Here is a 15,810-nt window from a genome sequence, read left to right on the forward strand (position 1 = left end):
GTTACGACTCCTTGGAGATGGTCCCGGCCCGGTACAGCGTGACGACGCACGCACCACCGAGGCCGAGGTTGTGCTGCAGACCGACGCGGGCACCGTCGACCTGGCGGGCGTCGGCCTGACCACGCAGCTGCCACGTGAGCTCGGCGCACTGCGCCAGGCCGGTGGCGCCCAGCGGGTGCCCCTTCGAGATGAGGCCGCCGGACGGGTTGACGACCCACTTGCCACCGTACGTGGTGCCACCGGACTCGACGAGCTTGCCACCCTCGCCCGGTTCGCACAGGCCGAGGCCCTCGTACGTGATGATCTCGTTGATCGCGAAGCAGTCGTGCAACTCGATCACGTCGACGTCGTCGACCGTCAGTCCCGACTCGGCGAACACCTGTGCCGCAGCGGCCTTCGTCATGGGGGCGCCCACGACGTCGATCATCGACTTGTCCGCGAACGCCTCGGCGGTGTCGGTGGTGAGCGCCTGCGCGACGATCTCCACGGCCTGGTCCTCGAGCCCGTGCTCACGCACGAACCGCTCGCTGACGACCACCGCGGCACCCGCGCCGTCGGAGGTGGGCGAACACTGCGACCGGGTGAGCGGCGCGTGGATCATCTTGTCTTCCAACACCTGCGCCAGCGTGTACTCGTCGCGGAACTGCGCGTAGGGGTTGTTCACCGAGTGCTTGTGGTTCTTGACCGCCACCGACGCGATCTGCTCGGCGGTGGTGCCGTAGCGCTCCATGTGCTCGAGTGCCGCGTTGCCGAACAGCTGCGCCGTCATGGGACCGCGGCCCCACTCGTGCTTGGCGGTCATCACCTTCAGGTGATCGTCGAGAGTGGTGACCTTGGGCATCTCGCCGGTACCGGAGAGCGCCGTCTTGGTCATCTTCTCGAACCCGACCGCCAGGGCGACGTCGACGATGCCGCCCTGTACCCACTCGCGGGCCATCATGAGCGCCGACGAGCCGGTGGCGCAGTTGTTGTTGACGTTGACGATCGGGATACCGGTCAGACCGGTCTCGTACAGCGCACGCTGACCGGCGGCCGACGGCTGGAAGACGTACCCGACGGCGGCGCGCTGCACCTGGTCGTACGAGATCCCGGCATCGGCCAGGGCGGTGCCCACGGCCTCGGACACCATGTCCGGGTACTCCCAGTCACGAGACTCGATCTTCTCGAACTTGGTCATACCCACGCCGACGACGAACGTGCGATTACTCATGCGTGTGGAACTCACTTTCCGGGATCGGGATCGCGCGGCAGACCCAGGATCCGCTCGCCGATGATGTTGAGCTGCACATTGGTGGTACCACCTGCAATCGACATGCACTGCGAGTTCAGGAACATTTGGGTGGCCGAGCGGCGATGCTGCTCACCGAGCAGGGACGACGGACCCGCCCATTCCATCGCGACCTCCCACACCTGCTGGATGTGTTCGACGCCGAGCAGTTTCGCGATCGACGACTCCGCGCCGGGCTGCGCGCCGGTGAGCGACCGCAGCGTCGTGCGCAGACCCATCAGACCGCCGGACTGCGCGTCGCACAGCACCTTGCCCAGAACGGTCATTTGTTCGTCGTCGAGGCCACCGGGGATCGAGGCGGCCAGGTCGAGCAGCGCCTCACCACCCGAACCGAGCGACGAGTCGTGCGACAGCGACACCCGCTCGTTCGCGAGGGTGGTGCGCGCCAGCTTCCAGCCGTCACCGGGCTCGGCGACCAGGCACTCGTCGGGGACGAACACGTCGTCGAGGAACACCTCGTTGAACAGCGCCTCGCCCGTGATCTCACGCAGCGGGCGGATGTCGAGTCCGCTGTTCTTGATGTCGATCAGGAAGTACGACAGGCCCTTGTGCTTGGGAGCGTCGGCGTCGGTGCGGGCCAGGCAGATACCCCAGTCCGCCTCGCGGGCCATGGACGTCCACACCTTCTGCCCGTTGAGCTTCCAGCCACCGTCGACCTTGGTGGCCTTGGTGGACAGGCCGGCCAGGTCGGAACCCGCGCCGGGCTCGGAGAACAGCTGGCACCACACGATGTCGCCACGCAGCGACTGCGGGACGAATCGCTCGATCTGCTCGGCGTTGCCGTGCGCGATCAGCGTGGGGATCACCCAGTTGCCGATGATCATGTCGTGCGGAACGAGCGCGGCGGCGCGCAGTTCCTCGGCGATGACGAGCTGGGTGACCGCGTCGGCGCCCTTGCCCCACGGGGCGGGCAGATGCGGTGAGGTGTAGCCCTTCTCGGCCAGGTACGCCTTCTGCTCGGCACCCTCGAGCGCCGTCGCGGGCTCGAGCTCGGCGCGGACGTCGGCGCGGATCTGCTCCGCCTCCGGCGGCAGGTCGATGCTGAGGACGCGGCGGGCGCCGTCGATCGTCAGGTTCGCGACGCGACGCTTCCAGGAGGCCGTGGAGCCCAGCAGGATTCGCAGCGACTGCGCGCGGCGCAGGTACAGGTGGGCGTCGTGCTCCCACGTGAAGCCGATGCCGCCGAGGACCTGGATGCAGTCCTTGGTGACCTGGAACGCGGATTCGAGCGCCACCGCGCCGGCCACAGCCGCCGCGAGCGATGCCTCGGCGCCGTCGATGTCCTCGCCCAGCGCGCGGGCCGCGTCCCACGCGGTGACGCGGGCCTGCTCGGTGAGGCTGAACATGCGGGCGGCCTTGTGCTTGACGCCCTGGAACTGTCCGATGACCCGGCCGAACTGCTGACGCACCCGCGCGTAGTCCGCGGCCGTGGTGGTCGCCCAGTCCGCCAGGCCCGACGCCTCCGCCGCGAACAGCGTCGCGGCGATGTCGAGAATGCGCTGCGAATCGAGTTCCAGCACATCGCCGTCGGACAGCTCGAGACCGTCGGCCGTCACCTCCGCGTTGCGGCGGACCACGTCGTGGCTCGGCAGCTCGGTGACGTCGAGGCGATCGCGCGCCACCACGACGAACGACAGGCCACCCTCGGCCGCGTCGGTGTCGTCATCGGAGGCGGCCAGCAGGAACACGTCGCCCACCTGACCGCCGAGGATGTGGCTCGACGTGCCGGACAGCGTGGTCTTGCCGCCGTCGCGGACCAGCTTCAGCCCGCCCGGCTGCAGCGCGACGGCGCCGAACAGCGAACCGTCGGCCAGACCCTCGAGCTCGGCGGTGCGGCCGGCCTCGTTCAGGACCGTGGACACGACCGCGGTCGGCAGGAACGGTCCGGGAACCATCGCACGGCCGAGTTCCTCGGTGACGATGGCGAGTTCGACGAGCCCGTAGCCGGCGCCGCCGAACTCCTCCGGCAGGTGCAGGCCCAGCATGCCGAGTTCGGCGAGCGAACCCCAGTAGCCGGGGCGGGTTTCGGTCTTCGCCTCGACCGCCTCCCGGATCACGGTCGGGGTCGCGTGGCGCGCGGCCCAACCACGCACGGAATCGCGGAGTTCGCGGTCTTCGTCACTCAAACCAATGGTCATCGAAAAGTCCTCGGAAGTAGATGAAGTACGACGGGCGCTTCGCGCCCGTGCGCCTTTTGGGTAGTGGGGACTACCGAAAAGGCGCACGGGTGGCGGAGCCGCCTAGATGCGCTCGATGATGGTGGCGGTCGACAGTGCACCGCCGGCGCACATGGTGATCAGCGCGGTGGAACGGTCCGAACGCTCGAGCTCGTGCAGCGCGGTGGTGATCAGACGCGAGCCGGTGGAGCCGACCGGGTGGCCGAGCGCGATCGCGCCGCCGTTGACGTTGACCTTGCTCAGGTCCGCGTCGAGCACCTGCGCCCACGACAGCGCGACGGCCGCGAAAGCCTCGTTGATCTCGACGATGTCGATGTCGCCGAGCGACATTCCGGCCTTGGCCAGCACGTGGCGGGTGGAGTCGATGGGGCCGTCGAGGTGGTAGTACGGGTCGGCGCCGACCATGCCGGACGACACGATGCGGGCACGCGGACGCAGGCCCAGCGCCTTCGCCTTGTCCTCGCTCATCAGGAGCACCGCGGCGGCACCGTCACTGATCTGCGAGGACGACCCGGCGGTGTGGATGCCACCGTCCATGACCGGCTTGAGCGCGGCCAGGCCCTCGGCGGTGGTCTCGCGCAGGCCGCCGTCACGGGTCACGGTGGCGACCTCTCCGGTGAGTTCGCCTTCCTTCGTCACGACCGGAGCCTCGACGGGCACGATCTCGCGGTCGAAGCGGCCCTCGGCCCACGCCTGTGCCGCGCGACGCTGCGACTCGAGACCGAACGCGTCGGTGTCGCCGCGCTTGATCCCGCGGTTGGCGGCGATCCGCTCGGCGGAGGTGAACTGGTCGCCCATGTCGACGGTCCAGTCCTCCGGGAACGGGATACCGGTGCCGGGAGCGAGCGCCTGGCCGAGGAACACGCGCGACATCGACTCGACACCGCAGCCGATGCCGGCGTCGATCTGGCCGGACGCGATCAAGCCCGCCACCATGTGCACGGCCTGCTGCGACGAACCGCACGCGCAGTCGATGGTCGTGGCGGCCGTGGTGTACGGCAACCCCGCGTGCAGCCACGCGTTGCGTGCGACGTTGTTGGACTGCTCGCCGGCCTGGGTGACGACACCGCCGACGATCTGACCGATCTCCTCGGGAGCGACACCCGCGCGCTCGAGCACCGCGCGCTGCGCGAATCCGAGCAGGGTGGCCGGATGCAGCCCCGCGAGCGCGCCGCGGCGGCGGCCGATCGGGGTGCGGGCGGCCTCGACGATGACGACATTGGTCATGGAGCGCTCCTCATGAGTACTGCGAATACGTGCGAAAACTGCGAGTCGGCCCCGTTCGGGACTGCAACTCGTTCATTTTTGGAATGTATTCTACTTTCGCGGTCAGGGCAATGGCTGCGCGGGAACTGGACCGCACGCTCGGCGAACACTGCGCCAGCCGTGCATTCAGCTCAATCAGTAAGCCGTTTACGCACTGGCGCGCTGGGCCACCGCCGGGACCGGCCCCAGGGCCGGCCGACGACGACTCCGGCCCCGCGAGCAACTCCACGGGGCCGGAATTAGAATTGATTTCAGTTATGCCTGGATCGGCGGCAGTTGAGCGTTCGACAGGTCGGCCAGCAGCAGCCGGCACGCCGTGCGGAGATCCTCCTCGGCATCGGGGACGGAGATCCGGCCGTTGAGGCAGGACTGGATGATGCCGAACCACGCCGATACCAGTAAACGAACGAGCACCGAATCGTTCTCCGTCACCTGTTCGAGCCCCGCAGCCTCGAACAGCACGTCCCGGAACTGCCGGTCCACGCGCGCCACGTCGGGGATCGTGGTGACCTTGGCCGTACTGGTCGACTGGATCATCGCGTTCGCCAGCAGGGGCCGGCGCAGCAACGCCCGCGTGGCCCGCAACAGGGTCTCGAAGATCTCGTCCTGCGGGGTCGGCGCCGGTTGCGCGCGACGCGCGAAGCCCTCGCTCATCTGGTCGATCTGGTCGACCATCACCGCGACGAACAGATGCGTCTTCGACGGGAAGTAGCGGTAGAGGGTTCCGATCGCGACGCCCGCGAGCTTGGCGACCTCGTGCATCTGCACGCGCTCGAGATCCTTCTCGGCGCCCAACTGGGCGGCGGCGTCGAGCATGCGGGCGAACCGCGCGCGCTGCTCCGCCGAACTCGGCTCGGCCGCGTCCCGTGCCTCGGCCACTCTCGGCACCGTCGACCCCCTACCTCGTCCTCGTCCTCGAACCGCGTGCCGCGGGGCGCGCAGCACACTTCGAATGCTCCCAGCTGACGTCGTCCGCTCGCAGCGCTTCCGGTCAGTGGGAATCGCGGAGCCCGTGTGGGCGCCGCCGATCGAGTTCACATCGAACCCGAAAACGGGGGCGGACACAACCACGCAGACCCGGCACGTGGGACGACGGGCCGCCGACGGCGTCAGACCAGGTTGTCCTCCACCGGGAGACCGAAGGCTCCACGGCCGTACATGGCGAGGGCCCGCGCGGCATCGTTGGCGACGTGGACGCTGCCGGCGTGCGCGTCGCGCCACGCCCGTTCGATCGGGTTGCCGCGGGTGAGCGAGTTGCCGCCCGCGGTCTTGAAGAGCACGTCGATCGCCTCGAGGGCCCGCTCCGTGCCACGCACCTGATCCCTCCGGACGCGCAGCCGCATGCTCATCGGCAGCGGCTGGCCGGCCTCGGCCAGCTCCAGCAGCTCCCGGATGTTGCGGTCCATCTGCAGGATCGCCGCGTCGATCTCCGACGACGCCCGCGCCACCGCGATCTGCGCCGACTGGTCCTCCGCGAACCGGCCGCCGCCGAGACTGAGCCGGACCCGGTCCCGCATGGCCGACAGATAGGTCTCGTAGCACCCCGCGACCGTCCCGATGACCGGCGCCGCGACGGTGCTGGTGAAGATCGCCGCGAACGGGAGCTTGAACAACGGCGCGGGGTTCACCTTGTGTCCGGGTCCGCGCAGTTGTGCCGCCTCGTAGTTGCGGATCGTCCGATACTCGGGGACGAACGCCCGCTCCACGGTGATCTCGTTGCTCGCGGTTCCGCGCAGTCCGACGACGTCCCACACGTCCTTGATCCGGTAGTCGGTGCGCGGCACCAGCACGGTCATGAAGTCCACGGGCCGCCCCTCGGCACCGACCACGAGCCCGCCGAGCAACGCCCACGACGCATGGTCACAGCCCGACGAGAACCGCCAGCTGCCCGACAGTTCGTAGCCGCCCTCCACCGGAACGAGCTCCCCCACCGGCGCATACGCCGACGACACGAGCGTCGAGGTGTCCTGCCCCCACACCTCGTCCTGCACCTTGACGTCGAACAGCGCGAGATGCCACGGGTGCACCCCCAGCACCGACGTGACCCATCCCGTGGATCCGCACACACCGGAGATCGCGCGGACCACCTCGTAGAAGTCGACCGGGCTGGTCTCGAGACCTCCGTAGCGCGCGGGTTGCAGCATCCGGAAAACGCCGGCCGCCGTCAGGTCCCGGATCGTCTGGTCGGAGACGCGCCGCGATTCGTCGACGGTCTGGGCGCGCTCGGCGATGGCGGGTAACAGTTCGCGGACCGACTGCAGGACCTCGTTGGGCATGTGGGTGCTCCTCCACGACCCCGACCGGGATCACATGTAGGGACAGGGGGGTACCCGCATGGTAGGGCGGGACGGCCGCGGACCGTCCGCCGGGCGGTCCGTGGGGCGGTCCCGGCCAGTGGGACTGTCGAAAACCGGGTGATAGGTGTCACCTAGCGTGGCCGTCAATGCCACAGGTGCATCCTCCACCGTGGAGGGCCCGCATCCGCGGCCAGCGCTCGACATTCGAAGCGCGTCCGAACTCGAAAACTGCTTTCCCTGAAAGGACGGACGAAGTGACGCTCAATCAGTCCGATGAAACCGAAGTCCGCGAGATCGTCGCCGGTGTCGCCCCCACCCGTTTCGCCCGTGGTTGGCACTGCCTCGGCCTCTCGGAGTCCTTCAAGGACGGAAAGCCGCACTCGGTCCACGCCTTCGGCACCAAGCTGGTCGTGTTCGCCGACAGCAAGGGCGACGTCCAGGTCCTCGACGCCTACTGCCGGCACATGGGTGGCGACCTGAGCCAGGGCGAGATCAAGGGCGACTCGGTCGCATGTCCGTTCCACGACTGGCGCTGGAACGGCAAGGGCCGCTGCACCGACATCCCCTACGCCCGCCGCGTTCCCCCGGTCGCCAAGACCCGCGCCTGGCCGACCCTGGACCAGGACGGCATGCTCTTCATCTGGCACGACCCCGAGGGCAAGGCGCCGACCGAAGAGGACATGTACATCCCGCACATCGAGGGTGCGCTGAGCGACGAGTGGACCGAGTGGGTCTGGTACACCACCGAGGTCGACACCAACTGCCGCGAGATCGTCGACAACATCGTCGACATGGCGCACTTCTTCTACGTGCACTACTCGTTCCCGACGTTCTTCAAGAACGTCTTCGAGGGCCCGGTCGCCAGCCAGTTCATGCGCGGCGAGGCCCGTACCGACATGCGCCCGCACGCGACCGGCGTTCCGAAGATGCTCGGCAGCCGCTCCGACGCGTCGTACTTCGGTCCCTCGTTCATGATCGACGACCTGGCGTACGAGTACGAGGGCTACGACGTCGAGTCGATCCTCATCAACTGCCACTACCCGGTCAGCCCCGACAAGTTCGTGCTCATGTACGGCATGATCGTCAAGAAGTCGCCGGTCCTCGGGGACAAGGCACTCGAGACCGCACAGAAGTTCGGCGAGTTCATCGCCAAGGGCTTCGAGCAGGACATCGCCATCTGGAAGAACAAGACCCGCATCGAGAACCCGCTGCTGTGCGAGGAGGACGGTCCGGTCTACCAGCTGCGCCGCTGGTACGAGCAGTTCTACGTGGACCGCGCGGACGTCACCTCGGACATGACCGACCGGTTCGAGCACGAGATGGACACCACCAAGGCCGTCGCTTCGTGGCGTCGAGTGGTCGAGGACAACCTCGAGAAGAAGGCGCGTGAGAATGCAGCCGCTGGAGTGTGATCGCTGTGGGGCCTGCGTGCAGGTCCAGAAGCACAGCTGGGAACACACCGCCGTGCAGTGGAACGAGACGGCACAGGAGAAGTGCGTCGAGATCCACGAGTGGGTGGGCCGCGAAGGCCGCCCCGGCGCACCGGTGATGCGGTGCGAGGCGTTGAGCGCGACGATCCAGGTCGCAGCGCTCGACGGCCGCCTCGCCATCACCAACGAGGAGCCCGTCCCCACCCCGCAGGTCGTCGACCACTAGGTCGGACTGCAGACGAGAGAGACCTTTCATGATCGACAAGAACCAGTACGGCCCGTGGGCCGTCATCGCGGGTGGCTCCGAGGGCGTCGGCGCGGCTTTCGCCGACGAGCTCAGTCGCGCCGGCCTCAACCTCGTGCTCATCGCCCGCAAGCCGGGCCCGCTCGAGGAGACCGCGGACAAGGTGCGCGCCAACGGCGTCGAGGTCCGCACGCTGTCGCTCGATCTCCTGGCCGACGACGCGATGGACCAGATCCGCAAGGTGACCGACGACCTCGAGGTGGGCCTGCTCATCTTCAACGCCGGCGCCAACAGCTACGGCCACGAGTTCGTCACCGGTGACCTCGACGGGTTCAACGGCGTCATCAACCTCAACATCACCAAGCAGCTCGAGCTGTCGCACCACTTCGGCGCGAAGATGAAGGACCGCGGCCGCGGCGGCATCATGCTGCTCGGCTCGCTGGCCGGCTACATGGGCTCCGAGCACCAGAGCATCTACGCGTCCGCCAAGGCGTTCAGCCGGGTGTTCGCGGAGAGCCTGTGGCTCGAGCTCGCGCCGTACAACGTCCACGTGGTGGAGCTGATCCTGGGTGTCACCCGCACGCCCGCGATGATCCGCGCCGGACTCAACTTCGACATCCCGGGCATGATCGTCCAGGAGCCGGAGGACGCGGCCCGCGAGGGGCTCGAGCACCTCACCGACGGTCCGGTCTGGGTGGCCGGTGGCAACTACGCCGCCGCCGAGAAGCGCAGTGGCTTCCCCCGCGACAAGATGGTCAAGGGTGCGGCCGAGGCGATGCGCAAGCTGCTGAACCGCTCGTAGAATTTCAGATCGACAAGCTGTGGCTGCGACCGAAAGGTCGCAGCCACAGTCGTATTCGCCCCCAGCCACCGAAGGGAACACCGATGACTCTCGAGATCCTGTTGGCCGAACGCGAGATCGCTCGCGGCGTCGTACGGTTCGCGCGCGCGATGGACGACCGCGACTGGCCGGTGCTGCACGACATCATGCTGCCCGACGCCACCGCCGATCTCGGGACCGGAACACTGCACGGGCCGGGCGAGGTGGAAGCCGCGATCCGCTCGTTCCTCGACGACTGCGGGCCCACCCAGCACCTGCTGGGCAACATGCTGATCGACGTCGACCTGGCGGCCGGCACCGCGACCAGCCGCACCTACGTGTCCGACCTGCATCTCGGCGTCGGAGACCTTCGCGGCCTGAGCTTCTCGACGCTCGGTGACTACCACGACCAGTGGCAGCTCACCGACGGAGCATGGCGAATGAGCCACCGCACCAAGCACATGCACGGCACCCAGGGGGAGATCGAGGTACTCGGGGCCGGTCCCGGCCACTGGAACGGCGGGACGTCCCCGGTGAACCCGCGCACCACCGCGGCGGACATCGAGGCGATCCGGGCTCTCAAGGCCCGCTACTTCCGGCTCATGGACACCAAGGACTGGGACGGTCTGGCGGCCGTGTTCACCGACGACGTCACGATCGACATGACGGAGACCGGTGGCGGCGTGACGCATTCGGTGGACGAGTACATGCCGTTCCTGCGGGCGAACATCGAGAACGTGGCCACCGTCCATCACGGCCACATGCCCGAGATCACCCTGACCTCCCCCACCACCGCGACCGGGGTGTGGGCGATGGAGGACAAGCTGTGGTGGCCGGACGGCGCACCGGTGCGCAGCCTGCGCGGCTACGGGCACTACGTCGAGGAGTACCGGAAGGCCGGCGACGACTGGCGGATCGCATCGATGCGTCTGACCCGACTGCGCACCGACACCGCGTAACCGCAGTCGGGTCCGATCCTGAAGGATTTCTGATTTCTCTCGCTGAGCGACGGAAATCCTTCAGGATCAACGTAACGATCGACCGTTTTGCCCGATACCGTCTGCACAGGTGTCTCGACTGCGGCACCCGACGGGGAGGGAACATGTCGAGGTATCGAGTTGCGGTGCTGGGGATCGCCGGATTGTTCGGCGTCGTGGGCTGCGGGGCCACGGACGCGGCGCCGCCCGTGAGCGGGGAGGAATTCCGGGTGAGCCTGCTGCCCGGCGCCGCGGACCTTCCGCCCGGTGCCGTGGTCGAGCGACTCCCCCGCGAGGACCAGATGGTCCTCAGCCTCAAACTCGACGCACCCAGCACCGGCGACGGATCGGAGGCGACGACGACGTTCGATCCACCCGCGTGCGAGGCCGAGAACGCCTACTCGGACGGGGCTCGGATCGGGTTGGTCGACAACGGTTCCGCCGCCGGCGCACTTCTCGGAGACGACCGCGCGTACATCATGCTGGTCAGCGAGGCCGACCTGGACGTGCAGCGAATAGCCGATGCCCACACCGGATCGTGCGCAACGTACACCGTCGCCTACGACGACCCGGCTTCCTTCGGCCGCACGGTCCGCACCGAACGACTCGATCTACCGCCCGAGCTCGCGTCGGAGGACGCTGTGATCGTCTCCGAGGTCACGCACTCCGACAATCCGAACTGGGCTGACGACGAGGTGCTACTGGGATACGCCGCAGTCGGCGACTACACCGTGCTGGTGCTGGCTTACCACGGCAAGGAGTTTCGCACCGAGTTCGACGACGTGTTCACCCGGACCGTCGAGAAGGTGCGCAGTCACGCGTGAGCGGACCGACCCGTGGCGCCGCGGAGGCGAGCGGAGATCGGGAGACGCCCGGAACGACGGGCCTTTCCGCAGTCCGCATCAACCCAGTCTGCGCAGCAACCCCATCGCGTCGAACGGGGCGTAGCCCTTCATGTCGTTGTCGAAGTACACGAAGGCGTCCCGCCCGGACGCCGTCCACCCACGCACCTTCTCGGCCCAGCGGTCGAGCGCGTCGTCGGTGTAGCCGCTGGCGTACAGTTCGGCGTCGCCGTGCAGCCGGGCGTACGCGAAGTCCGCGGTGTCCTCGTCGATCCGGGGATAGCGACCGGCGGTGTCGGCCAGCACCAGCGCCACACCGTGGTCGCGGGCGATCGAGACCATGTCCGGAACAGCGAAACTCGGGTGCCGCACCTCGAGCGCATGCCGGATGGGGCGTTCGGCGTCGGTGGTGTCGAGGACGCGGTCGTCGGAGAGTTTGTCGTCGCGACGGGCCGCGAGCGTGCACGCCGCAGAGGTGGTGCGCGGCAGTAGCGTCAGGAACTCCTCCAGCAGCCGGGGGTCGAACTGCATGTTCGGTGGCAACTGCCACAGGATCGGCCCCAGCTTGTCGTGCAGCGCGAGGACGCCCGCGGCGAAGAAGTTCGCGAGCGGCACCTCCACGTCCCGGAGCCGCCGGATGTGCGTGACGTAGCGGCCACCCTTGACGGCGAACACGAAGCCGTCGGGTGTCTCGTCACGCCATTTCGCGAAGCTCGACGGCTTCTGCAGCGCGTAGAACGACCCGTTGATCTCGATCGACGTCAGGTGCTCTGCGGCGTAACGCAGTTCGTCCCGGTGCACGAGGCCCTTCGGATAGAAGCCACCGCGCCATCCCGGGTACACCCACCCGGAGATGCCGACACGGACGTCCACCATGCGGCCGCAGTGTAGTCCGTCCGATCGACGGTTCCTCGGACTCGGTAACTCCTGTCCCGAGGTCGGGGTACCTTACTGATCGCCAGATTCGAGACGTAGGGGGATTTTCTTCCATGTGGGGTTCAGATCCGAGACGCGCGGCAAGACGTCGACTGCGCCGGGGAGTGGTGGGCGCATCGCTCGCGGCACTGGTGGCCTTGCCACTGGCCGGCGAAGCGGCGGCCGCGCCTGGAAGCACCGGAAGCACCGGAAGCACCGGGAGCCTCGGCAGCGCCGCGGCAGGGTCGAGCGGCAGCGCTGCCGCCAGTTCCGACAACGGCAGCGTCACCGCCGGGTCGGTGATTCCGGGCCCGCTCCAGAACGAGCACCCGCCGCTGCCACCGCTGCGGGACGACATCGCCGCCGCGGCCATCACCGGCGAGGAGCAGAAGACCGATCGGCTCGTGCGCTTCACCGTCGCGTCGCCGGCGCTGCGCCGCGAGGTCGGCGTGGAAGTGCTCCTTCCGAAGGACAATTCGGTGCCGCGCCCGTCGATCTACGCGCTCGAGGGCGTCGACGCGCGTGAGGACACCAGCGGGTGGGTCACGATCGGCGGCGCGCCGGACTTCTTCGCGGACAAGAACGTCAACGTCGTGATGATCAACGGCGGAGTCTCCGGCATGTACACCGACTGGGACCGGATCGATCCGGGCGTCGGACTGCACAAGTGGGAAACCTTCATCACCCAGGAGCTGCCCACGCTGCTCGACGCCCGGCTGAACACCAACGGAGTCAAGTCGCTGCTCGGCATCTCGATGGGTTCACAGGGTGCGATGATGCTCGCCCACCGCAATCCCGGAATGTACCGCGGCATCGCGGTCTTCAGCGGCTGCTACTCGACGGTCGACGACCTGGGCCGGCTCAGCGTCCAGTCGACGGTGTCGTCGCGCGGCGGCGACATCGCCAACGTGTGGGGCGAGGTCGGTGGCCCGGGATGGGTCGCCCACGACAGCGTCCGGAACGCCGAGGCCCTGCGTGGCATGGACATCTACGTGTCGGTGGCGTCGGGTGTGCCCGGCAAGTACGAGGATCCCGCGGCGTCCGACTGGTTCGACCGGGTGTTCATCGGCGGGCCGATGGAGGTGCTGGCGAACGGCTGCACCCGTCTCCTCGACGCCCGCCTCGACGAATTGAACATCCCGGCGACGTTCGAGTACGAGGCGATCGGCATCCACGGCTGGGCGTACTGGCGCGACCGGCTGCCGCAGGCATGGCCGACGCTGGCGCGCTCCCTCGACCTTCCAATCTAACCCTCCGCACGACAGAGGTCCCCGCACGACGAAGGGCCCCGCACGGACGAATCCGTGCGGGGCCCTGTCGCGTCGAGCACCATTTACCGGGTGATCAGGCCTTCGGGATGAACGCCTTCAGCGGCTCCGAGGCCGACCAGTCGTGACCCCAGTAGCTGTCCGCCGTGATCTCCTCGGCGGTGTAGAAGGTCTCGTCGACCAGCATGCCCTCGGTGCCGAACTCGAGGTCCCAGCCTCCGGGAGCGCGCACGTAGAACGAGATCATCTTGTCGTTCGTGTGGCGACCCAGGGTCGAGGAGATCGTGAAGCCGAGCTTGGCGACACGGTCCAGCGCCTGGCCGACGGCGTCGAGGGTGTCGACCTCCGTCATCAGGTGCACCAGGCCGGGCTCCTCCGTCGGCGGCGCCGGGCACAGCGCCAGGCTGTGGTGACGCTGGTTGACGCCGAGGAAGCGGACGCGCGAGACGCCGTCCTGCAGCCGGATGGCGCCACGCGGGAGGAAGCCGAGCACCTCGGTGTAGAAGGCGTAGGACTCCGCGAACTTGGCCGTCGGCAGCACGACGTGGCCGAGGCCCTGCTCGCCGGTGACCCAGCGGCCACCGTGCGGCGTCACGACCGGGCTGTGGTCGAGCACGGGGCCGAAGAACACCTCGACACGCGTGCCGGCCGGGTCGTCGAACGCGATGACCTTCTCGGCGTCCCGGTAGTCGGCCTCTTCGAGGGAGAGCTCCTCGACGGCGATGCCGGCCTTCTCCACGGCCTCACGGACGCGCTGCAGCGCGAAGTGGTCGCGCACCTCCCAGCCGACGGCCTGAGCCTTGTCGGTGTCGCCCGGCAGGACGATCAGGCGCGCACGCCGCTCGTCGAGACGCAGGTACAGGCCGTCCGGGTCGGGGCCCGAGCCGGTCGCCATGCCGAGGCCGTCGACGACGAGCTCACGCCAGCGGGCGATGTCCTGGGTCTGAATTCTGAGGTAACCGAGACCCCGAATGTCCGTCATATCAATCCGTCCCTGAGTGAGGAATTCAGCTGGGTTCGAACTAGATCATCGAACGGTGGACGCCCTGCGGCTCGCCACCGAGCTGCGTCAGCGCCGACGCGTGGTTGATCGAGCCCGGCACGTGGATGGCGTGCGTGAGGCCGACGTGCGCGTCACGCCAGAAGCGCTGCAGCGGCAGCGTGACCTTCATGGCACCGCCGCCGGCGCGAGCGAAGATCTCGTCCAGGGCGCTCACGGCACGCCATGCGGCGTTGGTCTGGGTGCGGCGACCGATGGCGCGCTCCTCGAAGGTGACGACCTCACCCTTCTCGGTCTTGTCCCAGAAGCGGTCGACGGTCTCGAGGATCGCGACGCGCGAGGCGTTGATCTCGTCGGCGGCCTGCCCGATGGCGTACAGGACGTAGGGGTCCTCCTTGATCGGGACACCGGTGACCGCGACGCGCTCCTTCTGCGCGGCGATGTACAGGGCGAGACCGCCCTCGCACATGCCGATCAGCGACGAGGAGATGCCGAGCGGGAAGATGCAGGAGAACGGGAACTTGTACAGCGTCTCGTCGCGGCCGGCGTGCTTGGCGCCGTTGCCACTGAGGACGATCTCGGCGTCGATCGTGCGGTACTCGGGGATGAAGGCGTCCTTGACGGTGAAGTCCTTCGAGCCGGTGCCGCGCAGGCCGACGACGTTCCAGCTCTCGTGGTCGACGGTGTAGTCGGCCTTGGGGACCAGCACGTGCAGGATCTTGCCGGTCGGCACGCCCTTCTGGTCGCCGACGAGAGCGCCGATCATGACCCACTCGCAGTGGTCGTTGCCGGTGGAGAACGACCAGCGGCCGTTGAGGATGTAGCCGCCGTCGACCGGCACTGCGACACCCATCGGGGCGTACGGCGACGCGATCCAGGTGTCGACGTCCTCGCCCCAGACCTCCTGCTGCGCCTTGGGGTCGAAGAAGGCCATCTCCCACGGGTGGACACCGACGATGCCCGACACCCAGCCGGTGGAGCCGTCGACCGAGCCCAGCTTCATGGCCGTCTCCGCGAACTCGCGCGGGTGGGCCTCGAGGCCGCCGAACTCCTTCGGCTGCAGCATCCGGATGACGCCTGCGTCGCGCACGCGCTTCGCGTTGCCGTCCGAGAGGCGCATCAGCTTCTCGCCCTCGATGCCACCCTCGCGGATCTCGTCCGCGAACTGCATGATGTTGTCCAAAACCTGACCCATAGCTATCAGCTCTCTCTCTGCGATCCCACGACGCGGATCAATTCTTAACGGCCAGACCGGTTGCGTTCTAGAGCAATTGGTCTTTCCTGTC

Annotated in this window: 14 protein-coding genes; 6 read left to right on the forward strand and 8 right to left on the reverse strand. The window is 68.1% G+C overall.

Annotation, left to right across the window (positions count from 1 at the left end; all coding sequences use genetic code 11):
* Window position 1: 1 nt before the first annotated feature.
* The 5 genes from C7H75_RS22495 to hsaA form a co-directional block, all read right to left on the reverse strand.
* Window positions 2-1,210: a lipid-transfer protein gene (locus C7H75_RS22495; protein WP_005517165.1), complete on the reverse strand. Its 1,209-nt coding sequence runs from the start codon at window positions 1,208-1,210 to the stop codon at window positions 2-4.
* Window positions 1,211-1,221: 11 nt separating this feature from the next.
* Window positions 1,222-3,426: an acyl-CoA dehydrogenase family protein gene (locus C7H75_RS22500; protein WP_106851859.1), complete on the reverse strand. Its 2,205-nt coding sequence runs from the start codon at window positions 3,424-3,426 to the stop codon at window positions 1,222-1,224.
* Window positions 3,427-3,528: 102 nt separating this feature from the next.
* Window positions 3,529-4,692 (reverse strand): steroid 3-ketoacyl-CoA thiolase, encoded by a 1,164-nt coding sequence (locus tag C7H75_RS22505; RefSeq protein ID WP_005517163.1) that lies wholly within the window; start codon window positions 4,690-4,692, stop codon window positions 3,529-3,531.
* A 294-nt stretch (window positions 4,693-4,986) separates the two neighbouring features.
* On the reverse strand, window positions 4,987-5,619 hold the full coding sequence (locus C7H75_RS22510; protein WP_172504543.1) for a TetR/AcrR family transcriptional regulator: 633 nt from the start codon (window positions 5,617-5,619) through the stop codon (window positions 4,987-4,989).
* A gap of 221 nt (window positions 5,620-5,840) precedes the next feature.
* The gene (hsaA, locus tag C7H75_RS22515) at window positions 5,841-7,007 is read right to left on the reverse strand and encodes a 3-hydroxy-9,10-secoandrosta-1,3,5(10)-triene-9,17-dione monooxygenase oxygenase subunit (RefSeq protein WP_013417426.1); all 1,167 of its coding nucleotides are present in this window, start codon (window positions 7,005-7,007) and stop codon (window positions 5,841-5,843) included.
* A gap of 275 nt (window positions 7,008-7,282) precedes the next feature.
* Between hsaA and C7H75_RS22520 the strand changes: the two genes are divergently transcribed.
* The 5 genes from C7H75_RS22520 (at window position 7,283) to C7H75_RS22540 (ending at window position 11,323) form a co-directional block, all read left to right on the forward strand.
* On the forward strand, window positions 7,283-8,440 hold the full coding sequence (locus C7H75_RS22520) for a 3-ketosteroid-9-alpha-monooxygenase, oxygenase component (protein WP_013417427.1): 1,158 nt from the start codon (window positions 7,283-7,285) through the stop codon (window positions 8,438-8,440).
* Window positions 8,421-8,684 (forward strand): hypothetical protein, encoded by a 264-nt coding sequence (locus C7H75_RS22525; RefSeq protein ID WP_005517156.1) that lies wholly within the window; start codon window positions 8,421-8,423, stop codon window positions 8,682-8,684. The genes C7H75_RS22520 and C7H75_RS22525 overlap by 20 nt, the downstream gene beginning before the upstream one ends.
* Window positions 8,685-8,712: 28 nt before the next feature.
* Window positions 8,713-9,504: an SDR family NAD(P)-dependent oxidoreductase gene (locus tag C7H75_RS22530; protein WP_005517154.1), complete on the forward strand. Its 792-nt coding sequence runs from the start codon at window positions 8,713-8,715 to the stop codon at window positions 9,502-9,504.
* A gap of 83 nt (window positions 9,505-9,587) precedes the next feature.
* Entirely contained in the window at window positions 9,588-10,481 is an 894-nt protein-coding gene (locus tag C7H75_RS26415; protein ID WP_013417429.1) for a nuclear transport factor 2 family protein, read from the forward strand.
* A gap of 143 nt (window positions 10,482-10,624) precedes the next feature.
* On the forward strand, window positions 10,625-11,323 hold the full coding sequence (locus tag C7H75_RS22540; protein WP_106851860.1) for a hypothetical protein: 699 nt from the start codon (window positions 10,625-10,627) through the stop codon (window positions 11,321-11,323).
* 78 nt (window positions 11,324-11,401) lie between these two features.
* Here C7H75_RS22540 and C7H75_RS22545 read toward each other — a convergent pair whose 3' ends face one another.
* Window positions 11,402-12,217 carry a DUF72 domain-containing protein gene (locus tag C7H75_RS22545; protein WP_005517149.1) on the reverse strand — a complete coding sequence of 272 codons (816 nt, stop codon included), beginning with the start codon at window positions 12,215-12,217 and terminating at the stop codon, window positions 11,402-11,404.
* 113 nt (window positions 12,218-12,330) lie between these two features.
* On the opposite strand from C7H75_RS22545, the gene C7H75_RS22550 reads away from it, so the two are divergent.
* A complete protein-coding gene (locus C7H75_RS22550; protein ID WP_106851861.1) occupies window positions 12,331-13,506 on the forward strand; it encodes an alpha/beta hydrolase in 1,176 nt (391 codons plus the stop codon).
* 94 nt (window positions 13,507-13,600) lie between these two features.
* Here the strand turns inward: C7H75_RS22550 and bphC are convergent, their stop codons facing one another.
* The gene (bphC, locus tag C7H75_RS22555) at window positions 13,601-14,506 is read right to left on the reverse strand and encodes a biphenyl-2,3-diol 1,2-dioxygenase (protein WP_005517141.1); all 906 of its coding nucleotides are present in this window, start codon (window positions 14,504-14,506) and stop codon (window positions 13,601-13,603) included.
* Window positions 14,507-14,546: 40 nt separating this feature from the next.
* The gene (locus C7H75_RS22560; RefSeq protein ID WP_005517139.1) at window positions 14,547-15,719 is read right to left on the reverse strand and encodes an acyl-CoA dehydrogenase family protein; all 1,173 of its coding nucleotides are present in this window, start codon (window positions 15,717-15,719) and stop codon (window positions 14,547-14,549) included.
* Between the last annotated feature and the right edge of the window lie 91 nt (window positions 15,720-15,810).

Source organism: Rhodococcus (subgen. Prescottella) equi, assembly GCF_003013675.1.
Taxonomy (GTDB): domain Bacteria; phylum Actinomycetota; class Actinomycetes; order Mycobacteriales; family Mycobacteriaceae; genus Prescottella; species Prescottella equi.

Bases quoted from the DNA above. Each gene is read 5' to 3' on its own strand.
- C7H75_RS22550 (WP_106851861.1), top strand. From the start codon at position 12,331: ATGTGGGGTTCAGATCCGAGACGCGCGGCAAGACGTCGACTGCGCCGG.
- C7H75_RS22545 (WP_005517149.1), bottom strand. From the start codon at position 12,217: ATGGTGGACGTCCGTGTCGGCATCTCCGGGTGGGTGTACCCGGGATGG.
- C7H75_RS22500 (WP_106851859.1), bottom strand. From the start codon at position 3,426: ATGACCATTGGTTTGAGTGACGAAGACCGCGAACTCCGCGATTCCGTG.
- C7H75_RS22530 (WP_005517154.1), top strand. From the start codon at position 8,713: ATGATCGACAAGAACCAGTACGGCCCGTGGGCCGTCATCGCGGGTGGC.
- C7H75_RS22560 (WP_005517139.1), bottom strand. From the start codon at position 15,719: ATGGGTCAGGTTTTGGACAACATCATGCAGTTCGCGGACGAGATCCGC.
- hsaA (WP_013417426.1), bottom strand. From the start codon at position 7,007: ATGCCCAACGAGGTCCTGCAGTCGGTCCGCGAACTGTTACCCGCCATC.
- bphC (WP_005517141.1), bottom strand. From the start codon at position 14,506: ATGACGGACATTCGGGGTCTCGGTTACCTCAGAATTCAGACCCAGGAC.
- C7H75_RS22540 (WP_106851860.1), top strand. From the start codon at position 10,625: ATGTCGAGGTATCGAGTTGCGGTGCTGGGGATCGCCGGATTGTTCGGC.
- C7H75_RS22525 (WP_005517156.1), top strand. From the start codon at position 8,421: ATGCAGCCGCTGGAGTGTGATCGCTGTGGGGCCTGCGTGCAGGTCCAG.
- C7H75_RS22495 (WP_005517165.1), bottom strand. From the start codon at position 1,210: ATGAGTAATCGCACGTTCGTCGTCGGCGTGGGTATGACCAAGTTCGAG.
- C7H75_RS22505 (WP_005517163.1), bottom strand. From the start codon at position 4,692: ATGACCAATGTCGTCATCGTCGAGGCCGCCCGCACCCCGATCGGCCGC.
- C7H75_RS26415 (WP_013417429.1), top strand. From the start codon at position 9,588: ATGACTCTCGAGATCCTGTTGGCCGAACGCGAGATCGCTCGCGGCGTC.